20 protein-coding genes are annotated in these 24,488 nt (G+C 46.3%); 8 read left to right on the plus strand and 12 right to left on the minus strand.

Going from position 1 to position 24,488, the window contains the following annotated elements:
* Positions 1-201 precede the first annotated feature (201 nt).
* The 5 genes from ACN0QW_RS01210 (at position 202) to ACN0QW_RS01230 (ending at position 7,537) form a co-directional block, all read left to right on the plus strand.
* The gene (locus ACN0QW_RS01210; RefSeq protein ID WP_417428045.1) at positions 202-1,554 is read left to right on the plus strand and encodes a M16 family metallopeptidase; all 1,353 of its coding nucleotides are present in this window, start codon (positions 202-204) and stop codon (positions 1,552-1,554) included.
* A complete protein-coding gene (locus ACN0QW_RS01215) occupies positions 1,554-2,906 on the plus strand; it encodes a M16 family metallopeptidase (protein ID WP_417428047.1) in 1,353 nt (450 codons plus the stop codon). Before ACN0QW_RS01210 ends, ACN0QW_RS01215 begins: the two co-directional genes overlap by 1 nt.
* A 114-nt stretch (positions 2,907-3,020) precedes the next feature.
* Positions 3,021-4,322: a glucose-6-phosphate isomerase gene (locus ACN0QW_RS01220; protein WP_417428049.1), complete on the plus strand. Its 1,302-nt coding sequence runs from the start codon at positions 3,021-3,023 to the stop codon at positions 4,320-4,322.
* 15 nt (positions 4,323-4,337) lie between these two features.
* Positions 4,338-6,284, plus strand: a complete 1,947-nt coding sequence (gene mutL, locus ACN0QW_RS01225; protein ID WP_417428051.1) for a DNA mismatch repair endonuclease MutL — start codon at positions 4,338-4,340, stop codon at positions 6,282-6,284.
* A 107-nt stretch (positions 6,285-6,391) separates the two neighbouring features.
* Positions 6,392-7,537, plus strand: a complete 1,146-nt coding sequence (locus ACN0QW_RS01230; RefSeq protein WP_417428053.1) for a DUF3095 domain-containing protein — start codon at positions 6,392-6,394, stop codon at positions 7,535-7,537.
* On the opposite strand, the gene rsmD is transcribed toward ACN0QW_RS01230, so the two are convergent.
* Both rsmD and ACN0QW_RS01240 read right to left on the minus strand, forming a co-directional pair.
* Positions 7,534-8,124, minus strand: coding sequence for a 16S rRNA (guanine(966)-N(2))-methyltransferase RsmD (rsmD, locus tag ACN0QW_RS01235; RefSeq protein ID WP_417428055.1), 591 nt, complete (start codon positions 8,122-8,124; stop codon positions 7,534-7,536). The two genes, ACN0QW_RS01230 and rsmD, sit on opposite strands and share 4 nt — an antisense overlap.
* Positions 8,125-8,150: 26 nt before the next feature.
* Positions 8,151-9,233: a pseudouridine synthase gene (locus ACN0QW_RS01240; RefSeq protein ID WP_417428057.1), complete on the minus strand. Its 1,083-nt coding sequence runs from the start codon at positions 9,231-9,233 to the stop codon at positions 8,151-8,153.
* A gap of 133 nt (positions 9,234-9,366) precedes the next feature.
* Between ACN0QW_RS01240 and ACN0QW_RS01245 the strand changes: the two genes are divergently transcribed.
* Complete coding sequence (locus ACN0QW_RS01245) at positions 9,367-9,849, plus strand: nucleoside deaminase (RefSeq protein ID WP_417428059.1); 483 nt, start codon at positions 9,367-9,369, stop codon at positions 9,847-9,849.
* A 56-nt stretch (positions 9,850-9,905) separates the two neighbouring features.
* Here the strand turns inward: ACN0QW_RS01245 and purD are convergent, their stop codons facing one another.
* Positions 9,906-11,186 carry a phosphoribosylamine--glycine ligase gene (purD, locus tag ACN0QW_RS01250; RefSeq protein WP_417428061.1) on the minus strand — a complete coding sequence of 427 codons (1,281 nt, stop codon included), beginning with the start codon at positions 11,184-11,186 and terminating at the stop codon, positions 9,906-9,908.
* Positions 11,187-11,402: 216 nt separating this feature from the next.
* On the opposite strand from purD, the gene xseA reads away from it, so the two are divergent.
* Together xseA and ACN0QW_RS01260 are read left to right on the plus strand one after the other, a co-directional pair.
* Positions 11,403-12,995 carry an exodeoxyribonuclease VII large subunit gene (gene xseA, locus ACN0QW_RS01255; RefSeq protein WP_417428063.1) on the plus strand — a complete coding sequence of 531 codons (1,593 nt, stop codon included), beginning with the start codon at positions 11,403-11,405 and terminating at the stop codon, positions 12,993-12,995.
* On the plus strand, positions 12,992-13,813 hold the full coding sequence (locus ACN0QW_RS01260; protein ID WP_417428065.1) for a M23 family metallopeptidase: 822 nt from the start codon (positions 12,992-12,994) through the stop codon (positions 13,811-13,813). Before xseA ends, ACN0QW_RS01260 begins: the two co-directional genes overlap by 4 nt.
* 5 nt (positions 13,814-13,818) lie before the next feature.
* Here the strand turns inward: ACN0QW_RS01260 and ACN0QW_RS01265 are convergent, their stop codons facing one another.
* The 9 genes from ACN0QW_RS01265 to ACN0QW_RS01305 all read right to left on the minus strand — a co-directional run bounded on the left by ACN0QW_RS01265 (position 13,819) and on the right by ACN0QW_RS01305 (position 24,487).
* Positions 13,819-14,727, minus strand: coding sequence for a lysophospholipid acyltransferase family protein (locus tag ACN0QW_RS01265; RefSeq protein WP_417428067.1), 909 nt, complete (start codon positions 14,725-14,727; stop codon positions 13,819-13,821).
* Positions 14,724-15,728 carry a tetraacyldisaccharide 4'-kinase gene (gene lpxK / locus ACN0QW_RS01270; RefSeq protein WP_417428069.1) on the minus strand — a complete coding sequence of 335 codons (1,005 nt, stop codon included), beginning with the start codon at positions 15,726-15,728 and terminating at the stop codon, positions 14,724-14,726. Before lpxK ends, ACN0QW_RS01265 begins: the two co-directional genes overlap by 4 nt.
* Positions 15,715-16,449 (minus strand): lysophospholipid acyltransferase family protein, encoded by a 735-nt coding sequence (locus ACN0QW_RS01275; RefSeq protein WP_417428071.1) that lies wholly within the window; start codon positions 16,447-16,449, stop codon positions 15,715-15,717. Before ACN0QW_RS01275 ends, lpxK begins: the two co-directional genes overlap by 14 nt.
* A 32-nt stretch (positions 16,450-16,481) precedes the next feature.
* Positions 16,482-18,290 carry an ABC transporter ATP-binding protein gene (locus tag ACN0QW_RS01280; RefSeq protein ID WP_417428073.1) on the minus strand — a complete coding sequence of 603 codons (1,809 nt, stop codon included), beginning with the start codon at positions 18,288-18,290 and terminating at the stop codon, positions 16,482-16,484.
* Between the two features lie 50 nt (positions 18,291-18,340).
* Positions 18,341-19,687: a TldD/PmbA family protein gene (locus ACN0QW_RS01285; RefSeq protein ID WP_417428075.1), complete on the minus strand. Its 1,347-nt coding sequence runs from the start codon at positions 19,685-19,687 to the stop codon at positions 18,341-18,343.
* A 227-nt stretch (positions 19,688-19,914) separates the two neighbouring features.
* On the minus strand, positions 19,915-21,588 hold the full coding sequence (gene leuA, locus ACN0QW_RS01290) for a 2-isopropylmalate synthase (RefSeq protein WP_299378368.1): 1,674 nt from the start codon (positions 21,586-21,588) through the stop codon (positions 19,915-19,917).
* Positions 21,589-22,035: 447 nt separating this feature from the next.
* On the minus strand, positions 22,036-22,497 hold the full coding sequence (locus tag ACN0QW_RS01295) for a PAS domain-containing protein (protein WP_417428077.1): 462 nt from the start codon (positions 22,495-22,497) through the stop codon (positions 22,036-22,038).
* Between the two features lie 19 nt (positions 22,498-22,516).
* Positions 22,517-24,028 (minus strand): UbiD family decarboxylase, encoded by a 1,512-nt coding sequence (locus ACN0QW_RS01300; RefSeq protein ID WP_417428079.1) that lies wholly within the window; start codon positions 24,026-24,028, stop codon positions 22,517-22,519.
* Positions 24,029-24,037: 9 nt separating this feature from the next.
* The gene (locus ACN0QW_RS01305; protein WP_299378364.1) at positions 24,038-24,487 is read right to left on the minus strand and encodes an NfeD family protein; all 450 of its coding nucleotides are present in this window, start codon (positions 24,485-24,487) and stop codon (positions 24,038-24,040) included.
* Position 24,488 lies beyond the last annotated feature (1 nt).

Here is a 24,488-nt window from a genome sequence, read left to right on the forward strand (position 1 = left end):
GATAACATTTTGAAAAAGCTCCGATTTTGTCGGAGCTTTTTTTGTTTTGTTAAGGCGGTTTGAAATTTGGCATCTTGCCCTAGTTTTGCCAGATTAATGGGTCATGAAGAACACGAATGATCATGTGAGCATTGATTGTCGCGATCATGCCGTGTGTAATTTTTAAAACTATCAAGCCAAAATTACGAAGATTGCTTTAAAATGTTTTGTAAATTCAAATCGATTGTTCCCTTATTTACGTTTGTTATCAGCTTTGCCTTACCGTTTTCGCCGTTACAAAGTGCCGTATTTAATCCTGAAGTTTTTACCCTTGATAATGGGCTCGAGGTTGTTGTTATACCCAATAATAGAGCGCCAATTGTAACCCAAATGCTTTGGTATAAAGTTGGAGCCGCCGATGAAGATACTGGTGAATCTGGGAATGCCCATTTTCTTGAGCACTTGATGTTTAAGGGAGCTGAACGTTTCAAGTCGGGCGAATTTTCAGCGTTGGTTGCTAAAAATGGGGGACAGGAAAATGCATTTACGTCTTGGGATTACACGGCCTATCACCAAACAGTAGCCAAAGATCGCCTTGAATTGGTGATGGAACTAGAAGCCGACAGAATGACAGGGCTTGTCCTCGATGATGAAAAGGTTTTGCCAGAACGAGAAGTCGTGCGCGAAGAAAGGCGAAGCCGTGTTGGAAACAGCCCGGGCGCACAGTTGGGTGAAGTTATGAGAGCCAGTCAGTTTCTCAATCATCCTTACCGGATACCAATTATCGGTTGGGATCATGAAATAGAAGCATTGAATACAGAGACAGCTCTGTCTTTTTATCGAAAATGGTATGCGCCGAACAATGCTGTCCTTGTTATTTCAGGCGATGTTACCGTTGACGAAGTAAAGCCTCTTGCTGAGAAATACTATGGCATTATTCCCTACAAGGAAGTGCCCGAGCGAAAGAGGATTTCAGAACCCCCGCAAAATGCTGCACGAAGGGTTGTGAAGGAAAGTCATTTGATCACTAATCCATCTGTTACGATACGATATCTTGCCCCGAGTTATCGGACCGCCGGTAATAATGATCCTTACGCATTACAGGTGTTAGACGAGATTATCGGCTCAGGAGCGACCAGCAAGTTATATAAAAAGTTGGCTATTGAAGAAAAACTGGCAGCATCTGTTGGTACATCCTATAGCCCCAATGCTTATGACCTGAGTACCTTTACTCTCTATATTTCTCCTCGTCCAGGGGTGGGTATTGATGAGGTAGAAAAACGGTTACGGGAAGAACTCTCTGATTTGATAGAGGAGGGGGTAACGCAGGCTGAAGTGGATAAAGCTATAACCCGGATGGTTGATGCTGCCGTTTTTGCTCGTGATTCTCTTGCCGCGGCACCTAATGTGATTGGGCGTGCGATAACTACAGGTGGGAGTGTCGAGGACGTAGAAGCTTGGCCAGACAGGATTTCTGCAGTTACATCAGACAAGATCAACGATCTGTTGAAAAAAACGTTTGTTGATAACCAGTCGGTTACAGGTGTTTTGTTGCCAGAAAAGAGAGCCGAATAATGAAGTCTTTTGCCAAACTCGGACTTGCCATATGGCTGACAATTCTGTTGAGCTTGTATAATCTTTCTTCGGCGTTTGCTGTTGATATTGTTCAGGTTACCAGCCCCGGCGGAATACACGCCTGGCTTATCGAAGATCGTAGTAACCCCATTATTTCGATGAAGTTTGCTTTCTCGGGAGGATCATCTGTCGATCCGGAGGGTAAAGAAGGTCTCGCCAACCTCGTTGCCGCGACAATTGATGAGGGGGCAGGGGATCTTGATTCGCAAGCTTTCCAGGCCAAATTAAATGATTTGTCTATCTCGTTGGGCTTTGATGCCGGGCGTGAATTTTTTAGTGGTGAGCTTGTCACGTTAACAAAAAACAAGGCGATAGCTTTTGAGTTGCTTGGGCTATCTTTGACGGGGCCAAGGTTTGACCGTGAGCCAATTGAACGAATTCGATCACAGATTTCTCTTGCTCTTAAACAGCGAGCGGATGATCCGGGATACAAAGCGCAAAGTACTTTGCGTACCCTTTATTATCCCAACCATGTTTATGGTCGTGCAAACGATGGAACGTTAGAAAGCCTGAAAAACATAACTATTTCTGATTTGAAAAGTTATCTGGCAGAGAACATTGTCCAAAATAACCTGACCATTGCAGTTGTTGGGGATGTGGATGGTGTTGAACTTGGGACATTGTTGGATCAGACCTTTGGTGGTCTTACACAAAAATCAAAACCATTTCGGGTATCTGGTGCGTCACCTGCGATAAAAGGGGGAACGATCATTCTGGACGAGGATATTCCCCAGAGCGAAGTTATAATGGCCCATAGAGGTATTTCCCGGGATGATCCTGATTATTATGCCGCCTTTATTGTGAATCATATTCTAGGCGGAGGAAGCTTTTCTTCTCGGTTGTATCAGGAGGTTCGAGAAAAAAGAGGTTTGACTTATTCTGTAGGTAGCTACCTCTCTTTGTTGGATCAGGCACCGCTTGTGATGGCTTCGGTCGCCACACAAAATGAACGCGTTGCTGAAACAATCCGGATTATGAAAGAGCAATGGTCATTAATGGCTGAAGAAGGACCAAGCGAACAGGAATTGATCGATGCCAAAACCTATTTGACGGGTTCTTTTCCGTTAAGTTTTACCAGCACGGGGCGGGTTGCAAATATCTTGTTGGCGATGCAGTTGAATGATTTGGGGATTGATTACCTAGATCAGCGGAATAAGTACCTTGAGGCCGTGACATTGGAAGACGCAAAACGGGTTGCCAAAGAATTATTTAAGCCAGATTCGTTGACCGTTGTTATTGCTGGGCGCCCGGTCGGGCTTGAGGAAGAAGCACCTTTGCCATTTGAGCAATAACATTTTATCTGCAAGAGAAGAAGCGATTCCCACGGTTTTATGGGATGAAAGCTTTCGTCATCAGCGACAAATCGGTAATACTACAAGTATATTCTTAGATAGATAAAAGAGACAATGTCTTACACACACGATGCAGAGTTTTGCCTTGCCAGTACACTTGGCGAAGGTGGATTGGAACAGAAAATATTTGAAGAACAGCTTCAAGGCTGTAAGTCCAGTCTCGCCCGTCTTAAAGATGATAAAGACAGTGGACGGTTGCCGTTTCTGATGATCCCGAGCGAGCGCGATGACCTCGTTTCTTGCCAAGCGCTAGTGTCTTCTTACCGGGAAAATTGTGACGATATTATTGTTTTGGGGACAGGGGGGTCCTCGCTTGGTGGACGCACGCTGTATGGTCTAGCTACGAGTGCCTTTGGGCCAATTAACGGTGGACCGCATCTTCATTTTATCGACAATATTGACCCACATAGTTTTGATGTTCTCTTAAAGCATCTTGATATTTCTCGTACAGGTCTAATTGTTGTTTCTAAATCAGGATCAACTGCGGAAACTGTTTCTCAGTTTATGGCTTTATTACCAATCTTTCAGAAGGAATACGGCGCGGATAAATTATCAGAACGAGTTACCGTTATTACAGAACCACGTCCTAATCCTCTTCGCAAACTTGCCAGAGATTTAGGGCTTGAATGTCTTGATCAAAATCCGTTGATTGGGGGGCGATTTTGTATTCTTACCTTGGTCGGGTTGCTTCCGGCAATGATTGCTGGTTTGGATGCGGCTGCTTTGAGAGACGGTGCCCAAAAAGTTGTTGATCAGGCTTTTTCGGGTGCCTCAATGGAAGACATTCCCGCGGCAGTTGGCGCAGCCATTGCGACGGGATTACAGCGTCAACGTGGTATCCGGCAAACCGTTATCATGCCCTATGAAGACCGACTTGCTGATCTTGGTCTCTGGTATAACCAGTTATGGGCAGAGAGCTTGGGTAAAGAGGGTAAGGGAACGACGCCAATTCGAGCACTTGGAACCGTTGATCAGCATAGCCAGTTACAACTGTATCTGGATGGACCTCAGGACAAGATGTTCACAATGATTTATCATGATGCCAAAGGCATGGGGTTGCCAGTTGATACAGTGCTTCCAAAAGGTGAAGATTCGCTGAGTTATCTCCGGGGGCGTACTTTGGGGGATCTGCTCACTGTTTCTGCCGAGGCGACAATGCAGACTTTGGCCAAAAATGGCCGTCCGGTGAGAAAGTTCCTATTAGACAAAATCGATGAAGAAACGTTGGGGGCTTTGACCATGCACTTTATGCTGGAGACAGTCATTACGGCTGATCTGTTGGGGGTGAACCCTTATGATCAGCCCGCCGTTGAGCAAGGCAAGGTACTCGCCCGCCGTATGTTAAAAGATCTTTAATCAGGAGCCTTTTAAGTGCTAATTCGCCGTCTACCCAACACCCTTGTTAATCAAATCGCTGCTGGTGAAGTTATCGAACGCCCCGCTGCGGCAATTAAAGAGTTGGTGGAGAACGCACTGGACGCAGGATCGCGTAACATTGACGTTGTCATGCGTGATGGTGGACGCAGCTATATCTCTGTTACCGATGATGGCTGTGGGATGAGCCGTGAAGGACTTGGCATTTGTATCGAACGCCATGCAACTTCAAAGCTCCCCAGTGATGACCTTGTTCATATTAAAACCCTCGGGTTCAGGGGCGAGGCGCTTCCGTCTATCGGGGCGGTGGCTCGTTTGCAGATTACAAGCCGTGAATTAGGGGCTGAAGATGCTTGGACAATTAAGGTAGAAGGCGGTGTTGTAACTGATCCACAGCCTGCAGCATGTAACGCCGGGACGCGGGTTGAAATCAGGGACTTGTTTTTTGCGACACCAGCCCGATTAAAATTTTTGAAAGCAGCCCGAACTGAAGTCAGTCATGCAGAAGATGTTTTAAAACGTCTTGCTATGGCAAATCCGGAAGTGGGTTTTTCACTCTCTGACGAGAAAAGAACTATCCTTCGGTTGCCAGCGAGTAGTGGTGACTTATTTGAAGTGCGCTTGAAACGCCTTTCATCTGTTATGGCCCGAGAATTTGAAGAAAATGCGCTGCCTATTGAAGCCGAACGTGAATATTTGAAGCTTACAGGTTATATAGGATTGCCAACTCTCAATCGTGGGAATGCACAGCACCAGTATCTTTTTGTAAACGGGCGTCCAGTAAAGGATCGGTTGTTACAAGGTGCTGTTAGAGGCGCGTATCAGGATTTTCTTGCACGTGACCGACATCCGCTTCTTGCGTTGTTTTTGGATCTCCCACCTGAAATGGTTGATGTGAATGTGCATCCGGCAAAGACCGAAGTTCGGTTTCGGGATGCCGCCTTGGTGCGTGGCCTAATTGTTGGTGCTTGTAAGCATGCATTGGCAGAGGCAGGGCATCGGGCCTCGACATCTGTTGGAAATGCAGCCTTGGGCATGTTGGAGGCCGCGCGGGCAAGGGGTGAGCAAAACGGTGGGTATACGACGCTACGTCCAAGCACCGATTATACGTGGCAATCAAAGTCCTCGGTTAATTATCCTTCCGGGCGTCTGTCTGACGCAGTGATGGACTATCACGCCCCCTTATCCGATGAGCAAATGAGATCTGCTCAATCTGGTTTACCCGGCGCAGAAAACTTCATTCCACATGCACGGCAAGAACATTTCCCGTCTGGACTTTCGGAGGGTCCGATGGAATGGGGCGGGGAGTCTTCTGTTCCCCAAAGTCACTCTACTGATGCTGATAATTTTGACCACGCATCTCATCCCCTAGGGGCTGCACGGGCACAGTTCCATGAGAACTATATTATTACACAGACTGCAGACGGTATTGTTGTCGTTGATCAACATGCAGCCCATGAGAGACTTGTTCTGGAAAAAATGAAGGCACAAATGGCTGAACAGGGGGTGAAAACCCAGATGCTGCTTTTGCCTGAAGTTGTTGAGCTTGACGAAGATGCGGCACACCGATTGGTGAAACGGGCGGATGAGTTATCAGAACTGGGACTGGTTCTTGAAGGTTTTGGTGCTGGGGCCGTTGTTGTACGCGAGGTTCCCGCAATCTTGGGGGAACGTGCAAATGCAGCCGCGTTGGTAACGGATCTTGCGGATGAACTTGCTGAGTTGGGTGAAACCCTTGCCCTCAAAGAACAAATTGAACGCGTTCTGGGGACGATGGCCTGTCATGGATCGGTCCGGTCTGGACGCCGCCTCAATGGGGAGGAAATGAACGCCCTTTTACGTCAGATGGAAGTGACCCCGCATTCTGGGCAATGTAACCATGGACGCCCGACCTATATTGAATTGAAGCTAGCAGATATAGAAAAGCTCTTTTCCAGAAGATAATCGTTCCTATCTATAAGCTGTGCTATTTTACGACTTAATCGTTCGAGTGTTGATTACTGGGAAGTATTCAAAAGCTTTTCTGGAGCGCATCACACGGGGAGAACTTCTTGAGTTTTGACTTTTTGAGCCTGAAGCCTGCGACACGATTCTTCCATGCCTTTAGTGATGAGTATTATCATGAAGCTCCCGATGACTGGTGGGTAATCGTCACGGATGTTGTCAGCTCTACCAAAGCTATAGAAGCCGGGCGCTATAAAGATATTAACATGCTGGGGGCTGCGTGTATTACAGCGGTTTTTAATACGGTTGGTGGCGCAAAAATTCCCTTTGTTTTTGGTGGAGACGGGGCATCTTTGCTCTGTTCATCAGATGATCTCGATACATTGATTGACGAATTGCTTGCTGTAAAAAGCTTTGGCCAGGATTTTTACGATTTGGAACTAAGGGTCGGGTGTGTGCCCGTTTCACACATCAAAGAGTGTGGTAAAAATATTCAAGTTGCTCGATTAGAGTTATCACCCGGCAATAGTCTCGCATTATTCAATGGTGGCGGATTGGCCTTGGCTGATTCTATTATAAAGGCAGATGAAACCGGGGAGTTTTGTAAGCTGCATGCTGTAACACGCTTACCTAATCTGGAAGGGCTTTCCTGTCACTGGCAACCTTTAAAGTCTGTTAATGGGCAGATTATTACATTGTTAGTGCATGCGGTTCATGATCACGAATATCCATACATTGTTGATAATATAGAACAAATTTTGAACAAGAAAAATTCAGATATAAACCCTGTGAAAATTCAGCATATGAAACTTAGAGGGCTTTTTGAGAACTTTTTTTTGGAAAAATTTGCTGCAAGTAAAGGAAGAGGAACGAACATCTGGCCTACCTTGAAAACGCTCTTTGAAAAAATCTATTTGCGGTTTGCTAATTTTGTAAATTTAAAATCAGGTCCTTATCAACCAGAAACCTATCTGACAGAGTTACGCAATAATTCTGATTTCAGAAAATTTGATGACATGGTTCGGATGGTTTTGGATTGTGATTTGGAAGTTATCCAGGAGCTCCATATGTATTTGGAAAAAGAGCAAGCCGCAGGTAAAATAACTTATGGCACGCATGTTTCTAACGAAGCTTTGATGACTTGCCTACTGCTTGATCTACACCATGCGCAACATATCCACTTTATCGATGGAGCCGACGGTGGTTACGCAATGGCTGCAAAAAGCTTAAAAGCACAGATGAAGTCTCTTTAACCTTCGAGTGATGCCCGTAAAAAAAAGAAAATTCTGGCTTTACCGTATTTACGGTTATCGACTTCTTCGAAGCCAAGGGGAGGCGTGACTTTTTCTTTGGCATCACATTCGGCAGCGATGAGTGCTGTCTCTGCAATCCAGCCTGCTTTGTCCAGTGCCGAGATTGACGGACCTGTTAGGTCCTGATTGTAGGGCGCATCCATAAGAACAAGAGAACAGGCTTCCCGAGCTTTCGGTGGAATTAAAGCGTCGCCTTGAATAACTTGGGTGGTCTGTTGTGCTTTCAGACTTTTGATATTGTCTCGGAGGGCTGAGAGGCTATCCGGGGCTTTTTCTATAAAGGTTACTTTTTGCGCCCCTCTTGAAAGTGCTTCCAGACCTAAAGCGCCAGTCCCGGCAAAAACATCCAGAATATGTTGGCCGATGAGCAAGGATTTTGTCCCTGTTGGCAGCAGGCCTTTACTGACATCGCCTTGCAAAAGAATGTTGAAGAGCGATTCGCGCGTTCTATCAAGTGTTGGACGCGCGGTTTTCCCCGTTGGACAGGTTAAAGGTCGCCCTCTGTGTTTACCGCCGACAATCCTCATACGAACACCATTACCTAGAGATCATTTTAGGAGCGTTTGCCACGTGGACCTAATGTTGATTTTCCACGAGAAGGAACTGTTTTTTTGCCCGTTGACTTCGTCGATGGCTTATCCGTAGGTTTTCGGCTTGTTCTACCTTGTGGTTTTTTTCCGAATGGACCTTGTCTACTCGTTTTGTCTTTTTGTGCACCTGATTTTCCCTCAAGACCGAATTGATCCTGGATAAGTTTTGCAGGTAGTTCTACAATATCACCGGGTTCAATTTCGCCAAGTTGGAAGGGGCCATAGGAAACTCTGATTAGCCGGTTAACGATCAGTCCCAAGTGTTCACAAACACGACGGATCTCACGGTTCTTTCCCTCTTTCAAAGACATCAACATCCATGCGTTTGTCTTGGCTTGATGGGAAATACTGGCTTCGATAGGGGCGTAGTGAACGCCATCAATGGTAATACCTTCGGCAAGGGTTTTGATGTGTCTTTCATCAACCTGACCATGCACCCTGACACGATAGCGTCGGGTCCAGCCTGTGGCTGGCAATTCCATTTTACGCTTCAGTCCACCATCATTGGTGAATAGCAGCAGACCTTCCGAATTATAATCCAGTCGTCCAACAGGCTGAAGACGCGGAAGATCTTTGGGAAGGTGGTCAAAAACAGTGTCTCGACCTTCTGGGTCGCGTGCTGCTGTTATTTGTCCCTTTGGCTTGTGATATTTCCACAGGCGTGGACGTTCCGGTAAAGGAAGTGGTTCGCCATTTACTTCGATAGCATTGTCCGGCCCAACAACAATTGCTGGTGTCTCCAGCACTTTGCCATCAAGTTTGACACGACCTTCTGCAATCCAGCGTTCGGCATCGCGTCTGGAACACAGCCCAGCACGTGCGATCACCTTTGCAATGCGCTCTTTCTTATCCGAAAGTTCGATTGTTTCAACAGCAGGTTTTGTATCTTGCTGAGTGCTTTTCCCAGAAGGCTTCCCTTTGTAAGGGCGATTGACCCCCTTAGCCTTAAAGGCGTTGCCTTTTGTGCTTGGGCCTTTGGCACTCGAACCTTTGGTGTTCGAACTGGGTTTTTGGCGATTTGGTCGTGTCGATTTTGAGTTTGTCATGGCCGGAATGTATGCTCGACTTTGGCTTCTGTCTACTGTGAATAAAACAAACGTCCTATGCAGTGGCGATCTTTAGGTGGTCTTTTGCTCTTCTACTTGACCAATTCATGTTTTCCAATGAGAGTCCCTGGCTATGGAAAAAAAACAGAAATCACAGGTTTGCAAAAAACCGGGCGAAGCTATGGCGCTTGCTTTGAAGGAAGCAAAAAAGGCGGCTGAGGCAGGCGAAGTACCAGTTGGGGCTGTGATTGTGGATCGGGACAGCGGGCGAGTATTGGCACAGGCGCATAACCGCGTCGAACGGGATCGTGACCCGACTGCACATGCTGAAGTACTCGCAATAAGAGCTGTTGGAAAGCTCCAGAACAGTGCCCGGCTGGAAAGCTGCGACCTCTACGTTACGCTAGAGCCATGTCCTATGTGTGCGACGGCAATCTCTTTCGCACGTATCCAACGGGTTTATTACGGTGCATATGATCCCAAGGGTGGCGGTGTGGATCATGGTCCCAGAGTTTACGAGCACCCAACCTGCCATCATGCGCCCGAGGTATATGGTGGTATTCGGGAAGCGGAGTGTGCCGAAATTCTTAAAACCTTCTTTCAGGAGCGTCGATAAACTGTCTAGTCCAAGGACTTTACTGGTACTACCTTAATATTGCCTTGAGGCGTTAATCAGGCGTTACGTGCCAATTCCCGCCACCCGATATCACGACGGCAAAAGCCTTGGTCCCATGTAATTTTATCCACGGCCTGATAGGCTTTGTTCTGTGCTTCTTTGATATCAGATCCCAAAGCGGTTACACCCAGAACCCGTCCTCCGACAGCTTGTAAACTGTCGTCTTCGCCTCTGACTGTGCCAGCATGAAAGATTGTGACCGCTGGGTCGGTACCTGCGTTATCAACACCTTCTATGACAGTATTCTTTTCGTAAGCTGCGGGATAACCTTTTGCAGCCATGACAACCAGTAATGCGGTTTCATCATGCCATTCGAGCTTGATATCCTCTATGCCGCCCTGTGCAGAAGCCAAAAGTGCAGGAAGGATATCAGACTTTAAGCGCAAGCAAAGCGCTTGACATTCCGGATCGCCAAAACGGACATTGTATTCGATCAATCTTGGGCCAGTTTCGGTCAGCATAAGTCCGGCAAACAGAACACCTTTATAAATATGGCCCTCAGATTTCATGCCTTCGATTGTTGGTTTGATGCATTGCTCAAGAACCTGTTGCTCCAACTCTGGCGTCAGGATTGTTGCCGGAGAGTAAACACCCATGCCACCTGTGTTCGGGCCGGTATCACCTTCGCCAACACATTTGTGATCCTGTGCAGATGCCAAGGGAAGATAGCTTTCGCCATCAGTCAAAACAAAGAAGCTGACCTCTTCACCCTGCATAAATTCTTCGATTACAACTTCCGCACCCGCAGCACCAAAGGCGCGCCCGGAAAGGGCTTCTTCAACGGCGGTGTGTGCCTCTTCCAATGTCATGGCGACGGTAACGCCTTTACCCGCGGCAAGACCATCGGTTTTGATAACAATTGGTGCCCCTTGTTCGTCGAGGTATTTTTTTGCAGCGTTAAGGCCCGTGAAGCGCTGATAGCTGGCTGTTGGTACATTGTACTTTGCACAGATATCTTTCATGAAGCCTTTCGAGCCTTCCAATTCTGCTGCGGCAGCTGAAGGACCAAAGGCGGGAATGTTAATGGCGTTCATGCGATCGACGAGACCATCGACAAGCTGAGCTTCTGGGCCAACCACAACAAATCCGATGTCATTCTGTTGTACAAAAGCAACCAGACCATCCAGATCGTCTGCCTTTATGGGCAGGCATTCTGCAACGTCAGAAATTCCGGCGTTGCCCGGGGCACAATAAAGTTTTTCGCACAAGGGAGATTTGACAATAGACCAACACAGGGCGTGTTCACGGCCACCAGATCCAACGACGAGAATTTTCATTTTGTGCTCCCGAATATTAGGGTCAATTAATCTGGCAAGCTTATGCCCTATCCACTCTCAGAATACCAGAACTAGTGCAGAAAAGTTTTGTCAAAAATCTCGTATGTGTCATTGGTTTTATGGAGAAGATTTGTTTTTTGAATAGAAGTAAGAAAATAGCGCGTAAACAGCGATTGGTCTGTCGACTTTGCTGGGACGGATGTTTAGGATGACCGCATGAATGATTTGTTTTCTACACCCCAACCAAAAAAAACAGCGTCTAAATCAGCACCGTCTAAATCTGCTGATACGCGTGGTAATCCGGCAGAAGCACGTGGAAATAACGCGCCAGCACTGAGCGTTAGCGAGATTTCTAACTCTATCAAGCGGGAACTTGAAACCCGGTTTGACCGTGTTCGTGTGCGTGGCGAAATTTCTGGTCTTAAGCGCGCTGCATCAGGGCATATTTATATGTCACTGAAAGATGAAAATGCAGTTTTGAGCGTGATCTGTTGGCGGGGGCAGGCAAGTAAACTGGCTGTTGAGCCTCAAGATGGTCTTGAAGTCATTGTAACGGGGCGCATTACAAGTTATCCGGGGCGATCCAACTATCAAATTGTTATTGATAGTATGGAAATTGCCGGCGAAGGCGCTTTGCTCAAACTTTTGGAAGAGCGTAAAAAGAAGCTTGCTTCAGAAGGATTGTTTTCTGACGAACGTAAGAGAGCTATTCCCTTCCTGCCAGAGGTAATTGGCGTTGTAACGTCGCCTACAGGGGCGGTAATTCGTGATATCATGCATCGATTATCTGATCGATTTCCGCGTCACGTTCTTGTCTGGCCTGTACTGGTCCAGGGTGAAGGCGCGGCAGAGCAAATTGCCAGAGCGATTGATGGCTTTAATGCACTTGATCCGAATGGAGACATTCCCCGACCTGATACGCTGATCGTTGCGCGTGGGGGCGGAAGTCTCGAAGATCTATGGGCCTTTAACGAAGAAGTTGTGGTTCGCGCTGCGGCCAATTCTAAAATTCCACTGATTTCCGCGGTTGGTCATGAAACGGATACAACGTTGATTGATTTTGCCTCTGACAGACGCGCGCCTACACCAACTGCGGCAGCTGAGATGGCAGTACCTGTGCGGGCTGAGCTGATTGGTGAAGTTCAGAATATAGGCCGACGGATTTATGCCGGTGCAAACCGTTTAATGGGCGAGCGTCGGATGCAGATAGAGGCTCTAGCAAGAGGCCTCCCAGATCCTAGACGTTTGATCGAAGAAAAAGCCCAACGGCTGGATGATCGTGTAGAACGCATGCGTAATGCGATGAAGGGTTATTTGCGCCATCAAACATCAGAATTATCTGAACTTTCAGCGCGGTTACCGCATCCTAAGCAACAAATCCTGCTTGCTTCACATCACCTGTCGTCATTAAGTGATCGATTTGAGGGAGTAGGGGAACAGATTGTTCCGGTGCGTCAGTTCGAGATGGATAAACTTGATTCCGGGCGTCGTATGGCATCTGCGGCTGCTTTGCGTTTGGAGCGTACCAAGAATGAGCTGACTTCGTTGGATCGTGTTCTTGAGGGTGTTTCTTATAAAAACGTTTTGAAACGTGGTTTCTCTGTTGTTCGAAGTTCTGATGGTAATGTTCTGACGGCCTCTGAAATCAGAGATGGATCGAAGCTGAATATCGAGTTTGCTGATAATGCATTCATTGAAGCCGTTGTTGGTGGAGACAACGGCGAGGGAGCATTCGGAGATCCGCTGAAGAAAACGCAGAAAAAAAAGAAACTTGATTCCACAAATACTGCCCAAGGAAGTTTACTATGATGAAGCCTTTATTTGTGTGTTTTATCGCGCTTTCGACATTGGTTTCTTCAGCATTGGCAGATGATAATATTTCTGTGCAGGGAGAATTTATTCAAGGCGGGATCATCATCGGTAAAGCGCCAAGCGGAACAAAGGTTTTTCTTAATAAAGAGGTTATAAAACTTTCCGAGCAAGGCGATTTTGTTTTTGGATTTGGGCGTGATGCCGAAGGTGTTATTGAGTTAATTATTCAAAAGCCGGACGGCGAAATTCAAACCCGGAATTATGAAATTAAAAAACGGGTTTATGCAATTCAGCGTATAGAGGGGGTTGCGAAAAAATATGTATCTCCCCCCAAAGAAGTCTCGGATCGTATCAGTCGTGATGCAGCGGTAGTTGCCAAAGCAAGAACATCAAATTTTGATGAACCCATGTATGCGTCTGGTTTTATCTGGCCAGCCCATGGCCGTATCTCCGGCGTATATGGCAGTCAGCGGGTCTTTAATGGGGTTCCTAAACGACCACACTATGGTGTGGATGTAGCGGCACCTGTGGGAACACCTATTCTTGCTCCGGCACCGGGCATTGTCACCTTAGCCGAGCCAGATCTTTATTATTCCGGTGGGACTGTGATTCTTGATCATGGGCACGGCTTGTCATCGACATTCCTGCATATGGATAGAGTGACAGCTAAAGTTGGTGATTTTCTCACTCAAGGGGATCAACTGGGAACACTTGGCGCAACCGGGCGTGTGACCGGTCCGCATTTGGATTGGCGCATGAATTGGTTTAAAGAACGGGTCGATCCGGTAACCCTTGTTGGTCAAATGCCTAAATAAGGTGTTCAGGAGTTTTCTTTGAGGTTTCTATAAGCTTCTTTGGGCCAACGACGATGTAGCCAGAGCCAATCTCCTGGCTTTTCCCTGATCCAGCTCTCTATGATGCTGTTAAGCTCTGTCATGCCCTCTAATCCTGCTTGGTCTCGGCGGACATTATTGGGGAAATCAATTGCAGAATGACACACGAGATGAAAGCTTGCTGGGCCAGTTCTTATACATTGGATAGGGAAAACAACAGCGTTTGGTTTACTCCCAAGTAATGCAGGGGCCGCTGGTGTCATAGAAGGAATGCCAAAAAAGGGTGCTTCAATGCCGTCGTTCATTTTTTGATCGGCAAGAATTCCGATAGCAGACTTATTTTTGATGGCTTTCAGAGATGCTCTGGCACCTTCGACGCCTTTGGCTGCGGAAATATTCCCGGTAGAGGTGCGGATATTATCAATGGCATTGGCAACAAGGGGGTTATTGGGCTGGCGCACAATGATTGTTTGCGGATAACCACGCAGTGCGGCAGTCATCGGAAGAACTTCCCAGTTACCGATATGGGCACCTACAAAAATTAAAGCCTTATCTTTTACTTCTGGCGCTTCGAACCTTTCAATACCTTCGACGGTTATATAGCCACGATCTGTTCGCACGATTTCTTGTAGGTGAGGGTATTCAAAAATAACACGACCTAGATTATCCCACATATCATGGATAATTTGTTTGCGGCCTTTTTTAGACAGCTCGGGCATTGCAAGGCGCAGGTTGAGATCTGCTTTACGTGATATACCAAGTCGGGGGCCAATTGTTCGCCCTAAGAAACCCCCAAAGTTAGAGCAGGCTTTTACAGGAAACAGGCCAACCAGACATAGCAAAAATCGAAAGCCGACGGCTTCAACTTTATGTCGAAAAGAGACATCGCTTGTCATGTGTTTCCTGTTAATTTATGCAAAAGAGAATTTATAAATTGTGGATTATCCCAAACGGCGTGAATGGGCAAGCAGGAGATTTTGTCTTTATATGTTTCAGGAATTTTTACGAAGTCTTTTTCTGTCGTAAAAATAGCATCCGCGTCAGATCCACGGGCAAGAGACATAATCTGTTTTAGATCAGATTCGGTATATTGATGGTGGTCTGGAAAATCCTTGGTTCCGCAGATTTTTGCAGAATAATCTTTCAGTGTGCTGTAAAATTTTTGCGGATACCCAATCCCTGCAAAAGCAAAAATATTCTTCTGTTTCAGTGTTGCCTGAATGGTTTTATCAGCAGGTGTTATTGTTACATTCGAAACGTCTTTCCCGTCGAAAATGTCAGCTAATTCTGGATTGATAGTCTCATCAGGCTGCTTGATGATAAAAATAGCGTCGGCACGCTTTAGGCCATCGGTTATGTTTTCTCGCAGAGGACCAGAAGGGATCAGACGATTGTTAGAAAAACCAATTTTGTTATCTACGACGATAATCGATAAATCTTTTTGAAGGGCAGGGTTCTGAAAACCGTCATCGAGAAGAATGACGTTTGCGCCCTCTTTTATCGCTGCTCTTGCGCCGTCGATCCTTTTTTTACTGACCCAAACCGGTGTTGTTTGTGAATTCGCAAGGGCCATCATCAACGGTTCATCGCCCACTTCACGTGCAGAGTGCTGTGATGGTAATACGCGCAGCGGACCTTCTTGTGAGCCGCCATACCCACTTGAAACGATGTGTGGGTTTTTCCCCATCTGTTGAAGTGTATTAGCTAATGAAAGAGTAATGGGAGTTTTCCCGCTACCACCTGCCGTTAGATTACCAATGCAAATGACGGGAACATCGACCTTCGTCGGAGAGGCTAGTTTTTGGCGTAGGATACTGCCTAGATAATAAAAGCCGGACAAGGGCAGCAGCAAAGTACTGATAAGGCCACGATGGTTCCAAAACTCAGGTGTTCGCATCTGAAGTCTCTGATGCAGGTAGAGGATCTGGTTGGATTAGATCTTGACCAAATGACTGGTCAGCCATGTGCGTTAGTTCGTTTAGCTGATTTTCTAGTTCCAAGCGATATGCTTCCTGTTGTTCTTTAGAAGCATTTCTTTCAACATAAATTGGTGTGCCCCAAATAATAATACCCTTTGTAAAGGGGGCGGGTAAAACAAAACGATCCCAAGAATTAAAGACTTTACGATTTGCGACGGTTCCTGTGACAGGAAGTATCGGTCTTCCGGTCATCTGCGCAGCCTTGATGGCCCCGATTTTTGCACGCATCCTGGGACCTTTGGGGCCGTCTGGGGTTATGCCTATTGCACAGCCTTTTTCTAGGGTACGCTTAAGGTTAACCAATGCAGTTGCGCCACCTCTTCTGCTGGAGCCTTCAACTGTGTTAAAGCCGAGATTTTCAATGGATTTTGCGATAACACGGCCATCTCTATGAGCCGAGATAAGCATATGGAACTTGCTACGGTCACTGTCTTTCCAAGCATTGAACATCATGATCATACGTGCATGCCAGAAGCAGCCGATTATGTTCGAATCGCCATCCAGATATTTTCGGGTTTCGTCAGGAATGACTTCCTGCCAACGAACCGTATTACGTACAAAGGATATGTAGCTAGAAATCAATCTGGCGATAAGGTTTTGGGAAAAGGTTGAGCGGAGTATCCGTTTTGATAGCTTCATAATCTTTTTCGGGCAGATTCCTTTAGTAGCCTTTAAACTGGCTGTGAAGCCTCATTGATTTTTCCGGCTTCTTCGGCAAATTGTAACGCGTACAGCTTTGCATAGGTCCCAGATTTTTTCAGTAGCTGGGTGTGCGTACCTTCTTCGATAATTTTCCCTTTATCCATTACATAGATCATGTCTGCGTCAATCACGGTTGAAAGGCGGTGGGCAATGACAAAGGTGGTTCGACCTTTCATCAAGGTATTGAGTGCGGTTTGAACGTGCCGTTCTGATTCCGTATCCAAAGCGGAAGTTGCTTCGTCCAATAGTAGAACAGGTGCGTCTTTCACCATTGCGCGGGCAATAGCAACACGTTGTCGTTGCCCGCCGGATAGTCTTGATCCCCGGGGACCAACTTGGGTGTCATAACCTTCAGGCAGGGAAAGAATAAAATCATGGGCATGCGCATTTTTGGCTGCTTCGATTATTTCTTCCTCGCTGGCATCAGTTTTCCCATAAGCGATGTTGGATCTGACAGTATCGTCAAATAACTGGATTTCCTGACTAACCAACGCTGTTGCCTGCCTGAGGCTGCTCAAGTTCACATCGCGGATATCTTGACCATCAAAGGTAATTTTACCTTTGGTAACATCATAAAATCTAGGGATGAGGTTGAGAATGGATGTTTTTCCTGCACCTGAAGCCCCGACAAGGGCAATAGTCTTGTTGGCTTTTGCTGTCAGGTTTATGGCTTCGAGCGCTGATGTATTGTCGTCGTAATTGAAATAAACATCTTTAAAAACCACGTCGCCTTTCGTGATTTCAAGCTCTTTGGCGTCAGCGGGATCTTTGATGTTTGGCTGGCTATCAAGGATAGAATAGACCCGATGGGCCGCAGCTAATCCAGTTTGCATGTTTGCATTAAGCTTGGACAGCTTCTTAATTGGCTCATAAGCGAGTAAAAGCGCTGTGATAAAGGCAAAGAAAGAGCCTGGATCTTTGGTGCCCTGAATGACTTCGTTACCGCCGTAGAGAATAACAATCGCAATGGCAATGCCGCCGAGTGTCTCCATGATGGGGGACAAGATAGAACTGGTTCTTGCCGCTTTGAGGTTTAGGCGTAAGACGGTCAAGATTGTTTCGGAAACGCGCTTGGTTTCGTGATCTTCCATATTATAGGCTTTGACGTGACGAATACCTTGGAAGGCTTCGTCCAGTCGTGTTGTTAAAAGCCCCATTGATTCCTGAGTGTTTGTGGAAACCTTACGTATTCTTTTTCCTGTTTTTGCTATCGGCAAAATTGCGGTTGGAAAGGCTGCAAAGGCAATGGTTGCTAAAAACCAGTCCTGATAGAACATCATGCCGATGAGCCCGACAGCAGTTAAGGTGTCTTTACCTATGGATGTCAGGGTATTCGACACCACACCTTTGAGCATGTTGGCATCGTTCATAAATCTGGAAACCAGATTACCTGGGGATTCTTCGTGAAAGTAGGCGAGGTCGGCACGCATCAATTTTCTGAAGAGCTGTTCTTGGATTGTCGCTATAATCTCTAAGCCGACGTGTTGCATCAACATGGATTGGGCGTAGGTCGCAGCACCTTTTACAAAGAAAATGCCTATAACACCCAGCGCGATTGGTAGTAATAAATCTTCCTGTCGTTTCAGAAAGATATCATTGATTATGGGTTCCATCTGTTTGGCAAGCATCACTGTTGAGCCGGCAACAAATGCCATTGCAATCAAAGAGAAGGCTATTTTGACGAGCTGTCCTGAGACATAGTCTTTGAAGAGGCGTTTAATTAGAAATTGTGTGGAGGCATCTCCTAATTTCATTTTGTTCGATTTTGTGCTCGACATTTTCGCCTGTATCAATCTGAGAAGAACATTCTTATGGGGATGGTGATTTGTTAGTTACCTGCGACGGTCATGCCATCAATACGGATTGTTGGGGCATTGCTACCATAGCGGAAAACAAGATCACTTGCGGGGGTAAGGTTCAAGAACATGTCTTTGAGATTACCTGCAATTGTTGCTTCCGATACGGGGTAGGCAATCTCGCCATTCTCAATCCAGTAACCACCTGCACCACGGCTATAATCGCCTGTGAGACCGTTTACACTTGATCCCATCATCTCGGTGACGAAGAAGCCTTGTTTAATATCTTTGATTAACTCTACTGGGGACAGTTTGCCTGCTTCCATATAGAGATTGGTTGGAGAAGGAGACGGATTTCCAGATGTTCCCCGTGATGCATGTCCGGTGCTTTGTAATCCTAGCTGCCTAGCAGAAGAAAGGCTGAGGAGCCAAGTGAGCAGAACACCATCTTCAATGATGTTTTGTTTTCTATTTCCCAGACCTTCGCCATCAAAGGGTTTGGATCTAAGGCCGCGATGAAGATGAGGATCATCAACGATATTGATGCCATCAGCAAAGATTTTTTTGTTTAGAGATTCTTTGAGAAAGCTAGTGCCGCGTGCGATTGCTGGGCCCGTTATGGCACCTATCATATGCCCCATGATGCTGGATGAAACTCGTGGATCATAAACAACACTGATATCATTTAGTGTGTCTGGCTTACGAGGGTTTAGGCGTTTTATTGCTTTGTCGGCTGCATTTTTACCGATCTCTGTGGGGTTGGTCAGATCGCCACCATACACAGCGCTAGAAAAATCATAGTCTCTTTCCATGGTCTCTTTCTCTCCTGCGAGAACAGAGACTGAAATAGAATGTCCTGATGAATTATAGGACCCGGAAAACCCATTGGACGCGGCAAGAACGATTGAGGCTTCTCCCCATGAAGCTTCTGCTCCACCGGAATTTGTAATACCTTCAACACTAAGAGCGGCTTCTTCGCATTCTTTGGCGCGGTTGATGAGTTTATCCGCAGAAGGCTCTACCGAATCATAAATATCGAGTTCAGGAAAAGACTTGGTAATTTGTTCTGCGTCTGCAATTCCGGCATAGGGATCTTCGGGAACGACGCGTGCCATAGAAATAACGCGCTCTACTAACTCATCAATAGCAGCTGGTGACGAATCACTGGACGAAACGACAGCATTTCTTTTTCCAATAAAAACCCGCAAGCCGAGATCATTGCTTTCTTCACGCTCCAGTTTCTCCATCTTCCCAAGTCGCTGAGCATGGGAAACAGATACTGATCTGAACATCAGCGCATCAGCGGAGTCTGCTCCGGCCGCTTTTGCTTTTTTGATCAGATCTTCCAACAGGTTCTGTGAGTCACTGGACGAAGGCATAAATATTCCTAGCTTTGAAAAAGTTACGCTACATATATAGGCTACCAACAAGCAGTGATAAAGCCGCAGAGCTTGGATTATTTCGTTTTAATACTATAAAAATGTTGTCATGTGCTTCGTGCGCAATCTGAAGAAACTCCATTCATCAACAAATAATGGAGTAAAAATAAAAACAGCGCCAGAAAATCTGACGCTGTTTGATGGGGAAACAAACTCTAATAAAGAACTTAATTTTCCAATATTTGATTAGTTGCTGAAACAATGGCCTTGATTGACGCGACTGTTGTATTGGAATCAATTCCAACACCCCATACCGTTTCACCTTCGGAAGTTTTCAGTTCCAGATAAGCGACAGCCTTGGCATCTGATCCATGGGTCAGAGAATGCTGGTGGTAATCTTCGACGCTCAGGCGTACGCCCAGGTTTTCTGCGATGGCATCTGTGAAGCCAGCAATAGGACCATTTCCTTTGCCGGAAATCTCTTTGGCTTCACCAAAATGATTAATCTTTGCCGTGAGATGACGGATCTCGGCGGCATGAGTATCTGGTACCGTTGTGTGGGAAAGAAATTCGACAGGAGATGTCGAGCACAAATATGACTTTTCGAAGCTGTCCCAGATGATTTGAGGTGTGATTTCTTTGCCTGTTGTTTCTGCAATATTTTGGATTTTTTTCGAGAAATTCACTTGCAGATCACGTGGAAGATCCATGTGGTAATCATTCTGCATGATATAGGCGACACCGCCTTTACCTGATTGACTGTTAATTCGGATGATGGCTTCGTAACTCCGACCAATATCCTGAGGATCAATTGGCAAGTAAGGTACTTCCCATTGATCCGAGTTATTTGCTTTTAGAGCCACCATCCCTTTTTTGATTGCGTCCTGATGAGACCCTGAGAAGGCTGTGTAAACCAGCTCACCAACCCAAGGATGTCGCTGGTGAACGGGAAGTTGGTTACAGTATTCTGCGGTTTCTTTGATGTTGTTGATATCAGAAATATCCAGATTTGGATCAACGCCCTGGGTCATCATATTGACGGCAAGTGTGACCAAGTCAACGTTGCCTGTACGCTCTCCATTACCAAAAAGGGTGCCTTCTACGCGATCTGCGCCAGCTAATAAGCCTAATTCAGTAGCCGCAATACCCGTTCCTCTATCGTTATGCGGGTGAAGAGAAATAATGACTGAATCACGATTTTTGACGTTGTTGCAGAACCACTCAATCTGGTCTGCATGGACGTTTGGCGTGGACATTTCCACGGTTGCTGGCAGGTTCAGGATAACTTTATTTTCCGGGCTGGCTTCCCATACGTCCATTACCGCTTCACAGATATCCCGTGCGAAAGGCATTTCTGTGCCGGTAAAGCTTTCGGGTGAGTATTGGTGCGTAATTTTTGTTTCAGGAACTGTTGGGATAAGCTCTTTTATCAACTTGGCACCAGCTACTGCGATATCGATAATTCCCTGTTTGTCTTGCCTGAAGACAACGCGGCGCTGTAGTTCTGATGTGGAGTTATATAAATGTACGATGACATTTTTGGCCCCGCGAATACTTTCAAAGGTTCTGCGAATCAGGTGTTCTCTTGATTGGGTCAAAACCTGAATGCTGACATCATCGGGGATCATGTCTTCTTCGATAAGGGTTCTTAAAAAATCATAATCGGTTTGGGATGCAGAGGGGAAACCAACTTCGATTTCCTTGAATCCCATATCCAAAAGCAGCTTGTACATTTTCAATTTGCGCGTGGTATCCATTGGCTCGATAAGAGCCTGGTTACCGTCACGTAAATCGACAGAGCACCATATTGGTGCTTTTTCAATTGTCTTTCCGGGCCAAGTACGATTGTCCAACTTGACGGTTTCAAAGGGTTGATAACGTTCAAATGGCATCTTGTTCATTGTTTTATTCTTTCTTTTTTTCGGGGCGCTCTCAATTTTGGGCGCAGCATCCGAGTAATTAAGCTCTATAATAATATCGTGATGTTTTTAGCGGCAATAAGTACGATCACCGAGGGCCGCTTAATGGCCGCGATGATCGTCAATAAGTCGTAGGTTGCCGAGGAGTGAGCTGCAGAAATTGCGCTCTAACTGCTTTAGTTGAGATTGTTGTGTTGCAGAATTTACTTGGCCCATGGTTGGGCAGTCTGTTTTATTGTTTGATGAAGTAAACATATTGCGGTTCCAGTTAATTCCGAGCTGCGAATAGCATAAACCCCGGCACTCTCATTCAGGAGGCCGGGTTAATAAGTCGCTCTAGTAGGCTCAGAATTTTTCCGCTTTTTGTCATAGGCATTAAGATGCTTTGCATTTTATCCGGGGTCAAGTGAAGAATTGGAAATCAGCTTGTCAGTGTAACTTGCTGTGGTCTTTCAAAAAATCAACACCGATGAAAAGCATATTGACGTTTTTACTATCAGCAGACAGTGGCAGAATAATATCTTCGATAAATTTAAACTCTTTATATTGCCCAAGATAAGGTGGGTTAGCGATGACGGGATGCTTGTTGGTGGCAGCGTCTTCAAGGAAGCTCCAGAGCTTGCTAGGTTTTTTCTGATGCGGTATTTGCGACATCCAGGTCCCTGTCGGGTTCTGGTTTATATGACGGACAATTTCTGAACCAACCAATCTGTATCTGAAATCCAGAGGCTCGGCCTGAACCTCGTGAATTAGAATGTTTGGCAATAAGTGACTGAGATCAGCGGGGTCCAGATCAGCCCGCGCAGGCATTAACTTGTCGCCTTTTTGTTGGTTCCAGTACTGATAGATTTCAAAATTTTTAACAGATTTTAATTTCTGTGGATCAAACACTTAATTTTCTTTCAGTACGTTATTTTTTCCAGATGGCTTTGCCAGAACCAGGAAGGCCTAGATCGGCCCACATATCATCGACCTTATCGATAACATCTTGATCCATTCTGATCTCTTCGCCCCATTCGCGTTTTGTTTCAGGCTCCCATTTGTCTGTTGCATCCAGACCAATTTTGGATCCCAAGCCGCTTTCAGGTGAGGCAAAGTCGAGATAATCGATTGGAGTTCCTTCGATAACCGTGATGTCCCGCGCAGGGTCCATTTTGGTTGATACCGCCCACATTACATCTTTCCAATCGCGTGCATTAATGTCGTCATCAACAACAATAACCCACTTTGTATACATGAATTGGCGTAGATACGACCAAACACCAAGCATGACACGTTTGGCATGCCCGGGGTATGCTTTCTTCATGGAAACGACGGCAATCCGATAGCTACATCCTTCAGGCGGGAGCCAAAAGTCGGTGATTTCCGGAAATTGTTGCTGAATGAGCGGGATGAAGACTTCGTTCAATGCTTCACCTAAAACAGATGGCTCGTCCGGTGGGCGCCCTGTAAAGGTCGAAAGGTAAATTGGGTTTTTCCGCATGGTGATGGCAGTGACGGTGAAAACGGGGAAGGGTTCCACAGAATTATAATACCCTGTGTGATCACCGTATGGGCCTTCATCTCCGTATTCATCGAGACTAACAAAACCTTCCAGAATTATTTCTGCATTCGCAGGAACCTTCAGGGGAACTGTTTTACAATCGACCAGCTCAACTTTTTTTCCGCGCAACAGACCCGCGAATTGATATTCCGAGAGCGTATCTGGAACAGGCGTTACAGCGGCAATGATTGTTCCGGGATCTGAACCGAGAACAACTGCGGCTGGCAAGGGATCGGGCTTCTGGTTTTTCCAACGAGCATAGTGTTGTGCGCCGCCCCGATGTTTGAGCCAGCGCATAAGTGTTTTGTCTTTGCCCAGAACCTGCATTCTATATATGCCCAGGTTATAGACATCTGTTTTTTCGTCACCGGGGCCTTTTGTTACAACAAGTGGCCAGGTAATCAGCGGCGCGGGTTCCCCGGGCCAACAGGTCTGGATAGGCAATTTTGCGAGATCAATGTCATCGCCAGTGAGAACAACTTCCTGACAAGGGGCGGAAGAAACACTTTTGGGCTTCATTGCCATTACTGTTTTCAGTAGCGGTAAATTGCTCCACGCTTCTTTCAAACTTGCAGGTGGTTCCGGTTGGCGAAGAAAAGCAAGGGTTTCGCCTACTTCTCTTAACTGTTCTGGTGTTCGTTCCATGCCAAGAGCGACACGTTCGACCGTTCCAAAAAGATTGACCAGGACGGGCATGCCATAGGGCGTTCCGTCCTGGTGCACGACGTTTTCAAAAAGGACCGCGGGTCCTTTTTCTGCCAACAACCTTGTTTGTATCTCGGTCATTTCCAGTTCTGGAGATACCGGATGTGAGACTCTGACTAAGCGACCTTGGTTTTCAAGGTGAGAGATAAAATCCCGTAACGAGGCGTATGGCATTAGATGAAATCATGCTTCTTCTGGTTCAACGATTAAGGCTGTGCCTTCAACGCTGGTTATACTCACCTTCGTACCCTCAGGTAAATCCCTACCTTTGATTTTCCAAAGAACACCATTGACTGTTTCCCGACCCATGCCGTTTTTCAGACTGGCTGTAAGGGTGAAGCTGTATCCAATAAGATCTGAACCGCGTTTGTTGAGGTTTGGATTATCTGACGCAGGCGGATTTTTGCGTGCATAGATACGCCAAACGGCAACGGAAACAACGGAAAGAACCGCGAAGATAATAATCTGCTTTTCCCAAAGTAAATCAGGAAAAATGTAGAGTAATCCGCCGACAATCCCCGCTGAGATTCCCATCCACAGCGCAATAGCTCCGGGGGCAAAAACTTCAACGGCCAATAGGAACAGGGCAAACACCCACCAGTACCAGAATTCTACGCCAGATAAATCGACCATC

Origin of the sequence: Kiloniella sp., assembly GCF_048259265.1 — a bacterium.
In the GTDB taxonomy this organism is placed as follows: Bacteria; Pseudomonadota; Alphaproteobacteria; order Kiloniellales; family Kiloniellaceae; genus Kiloniella.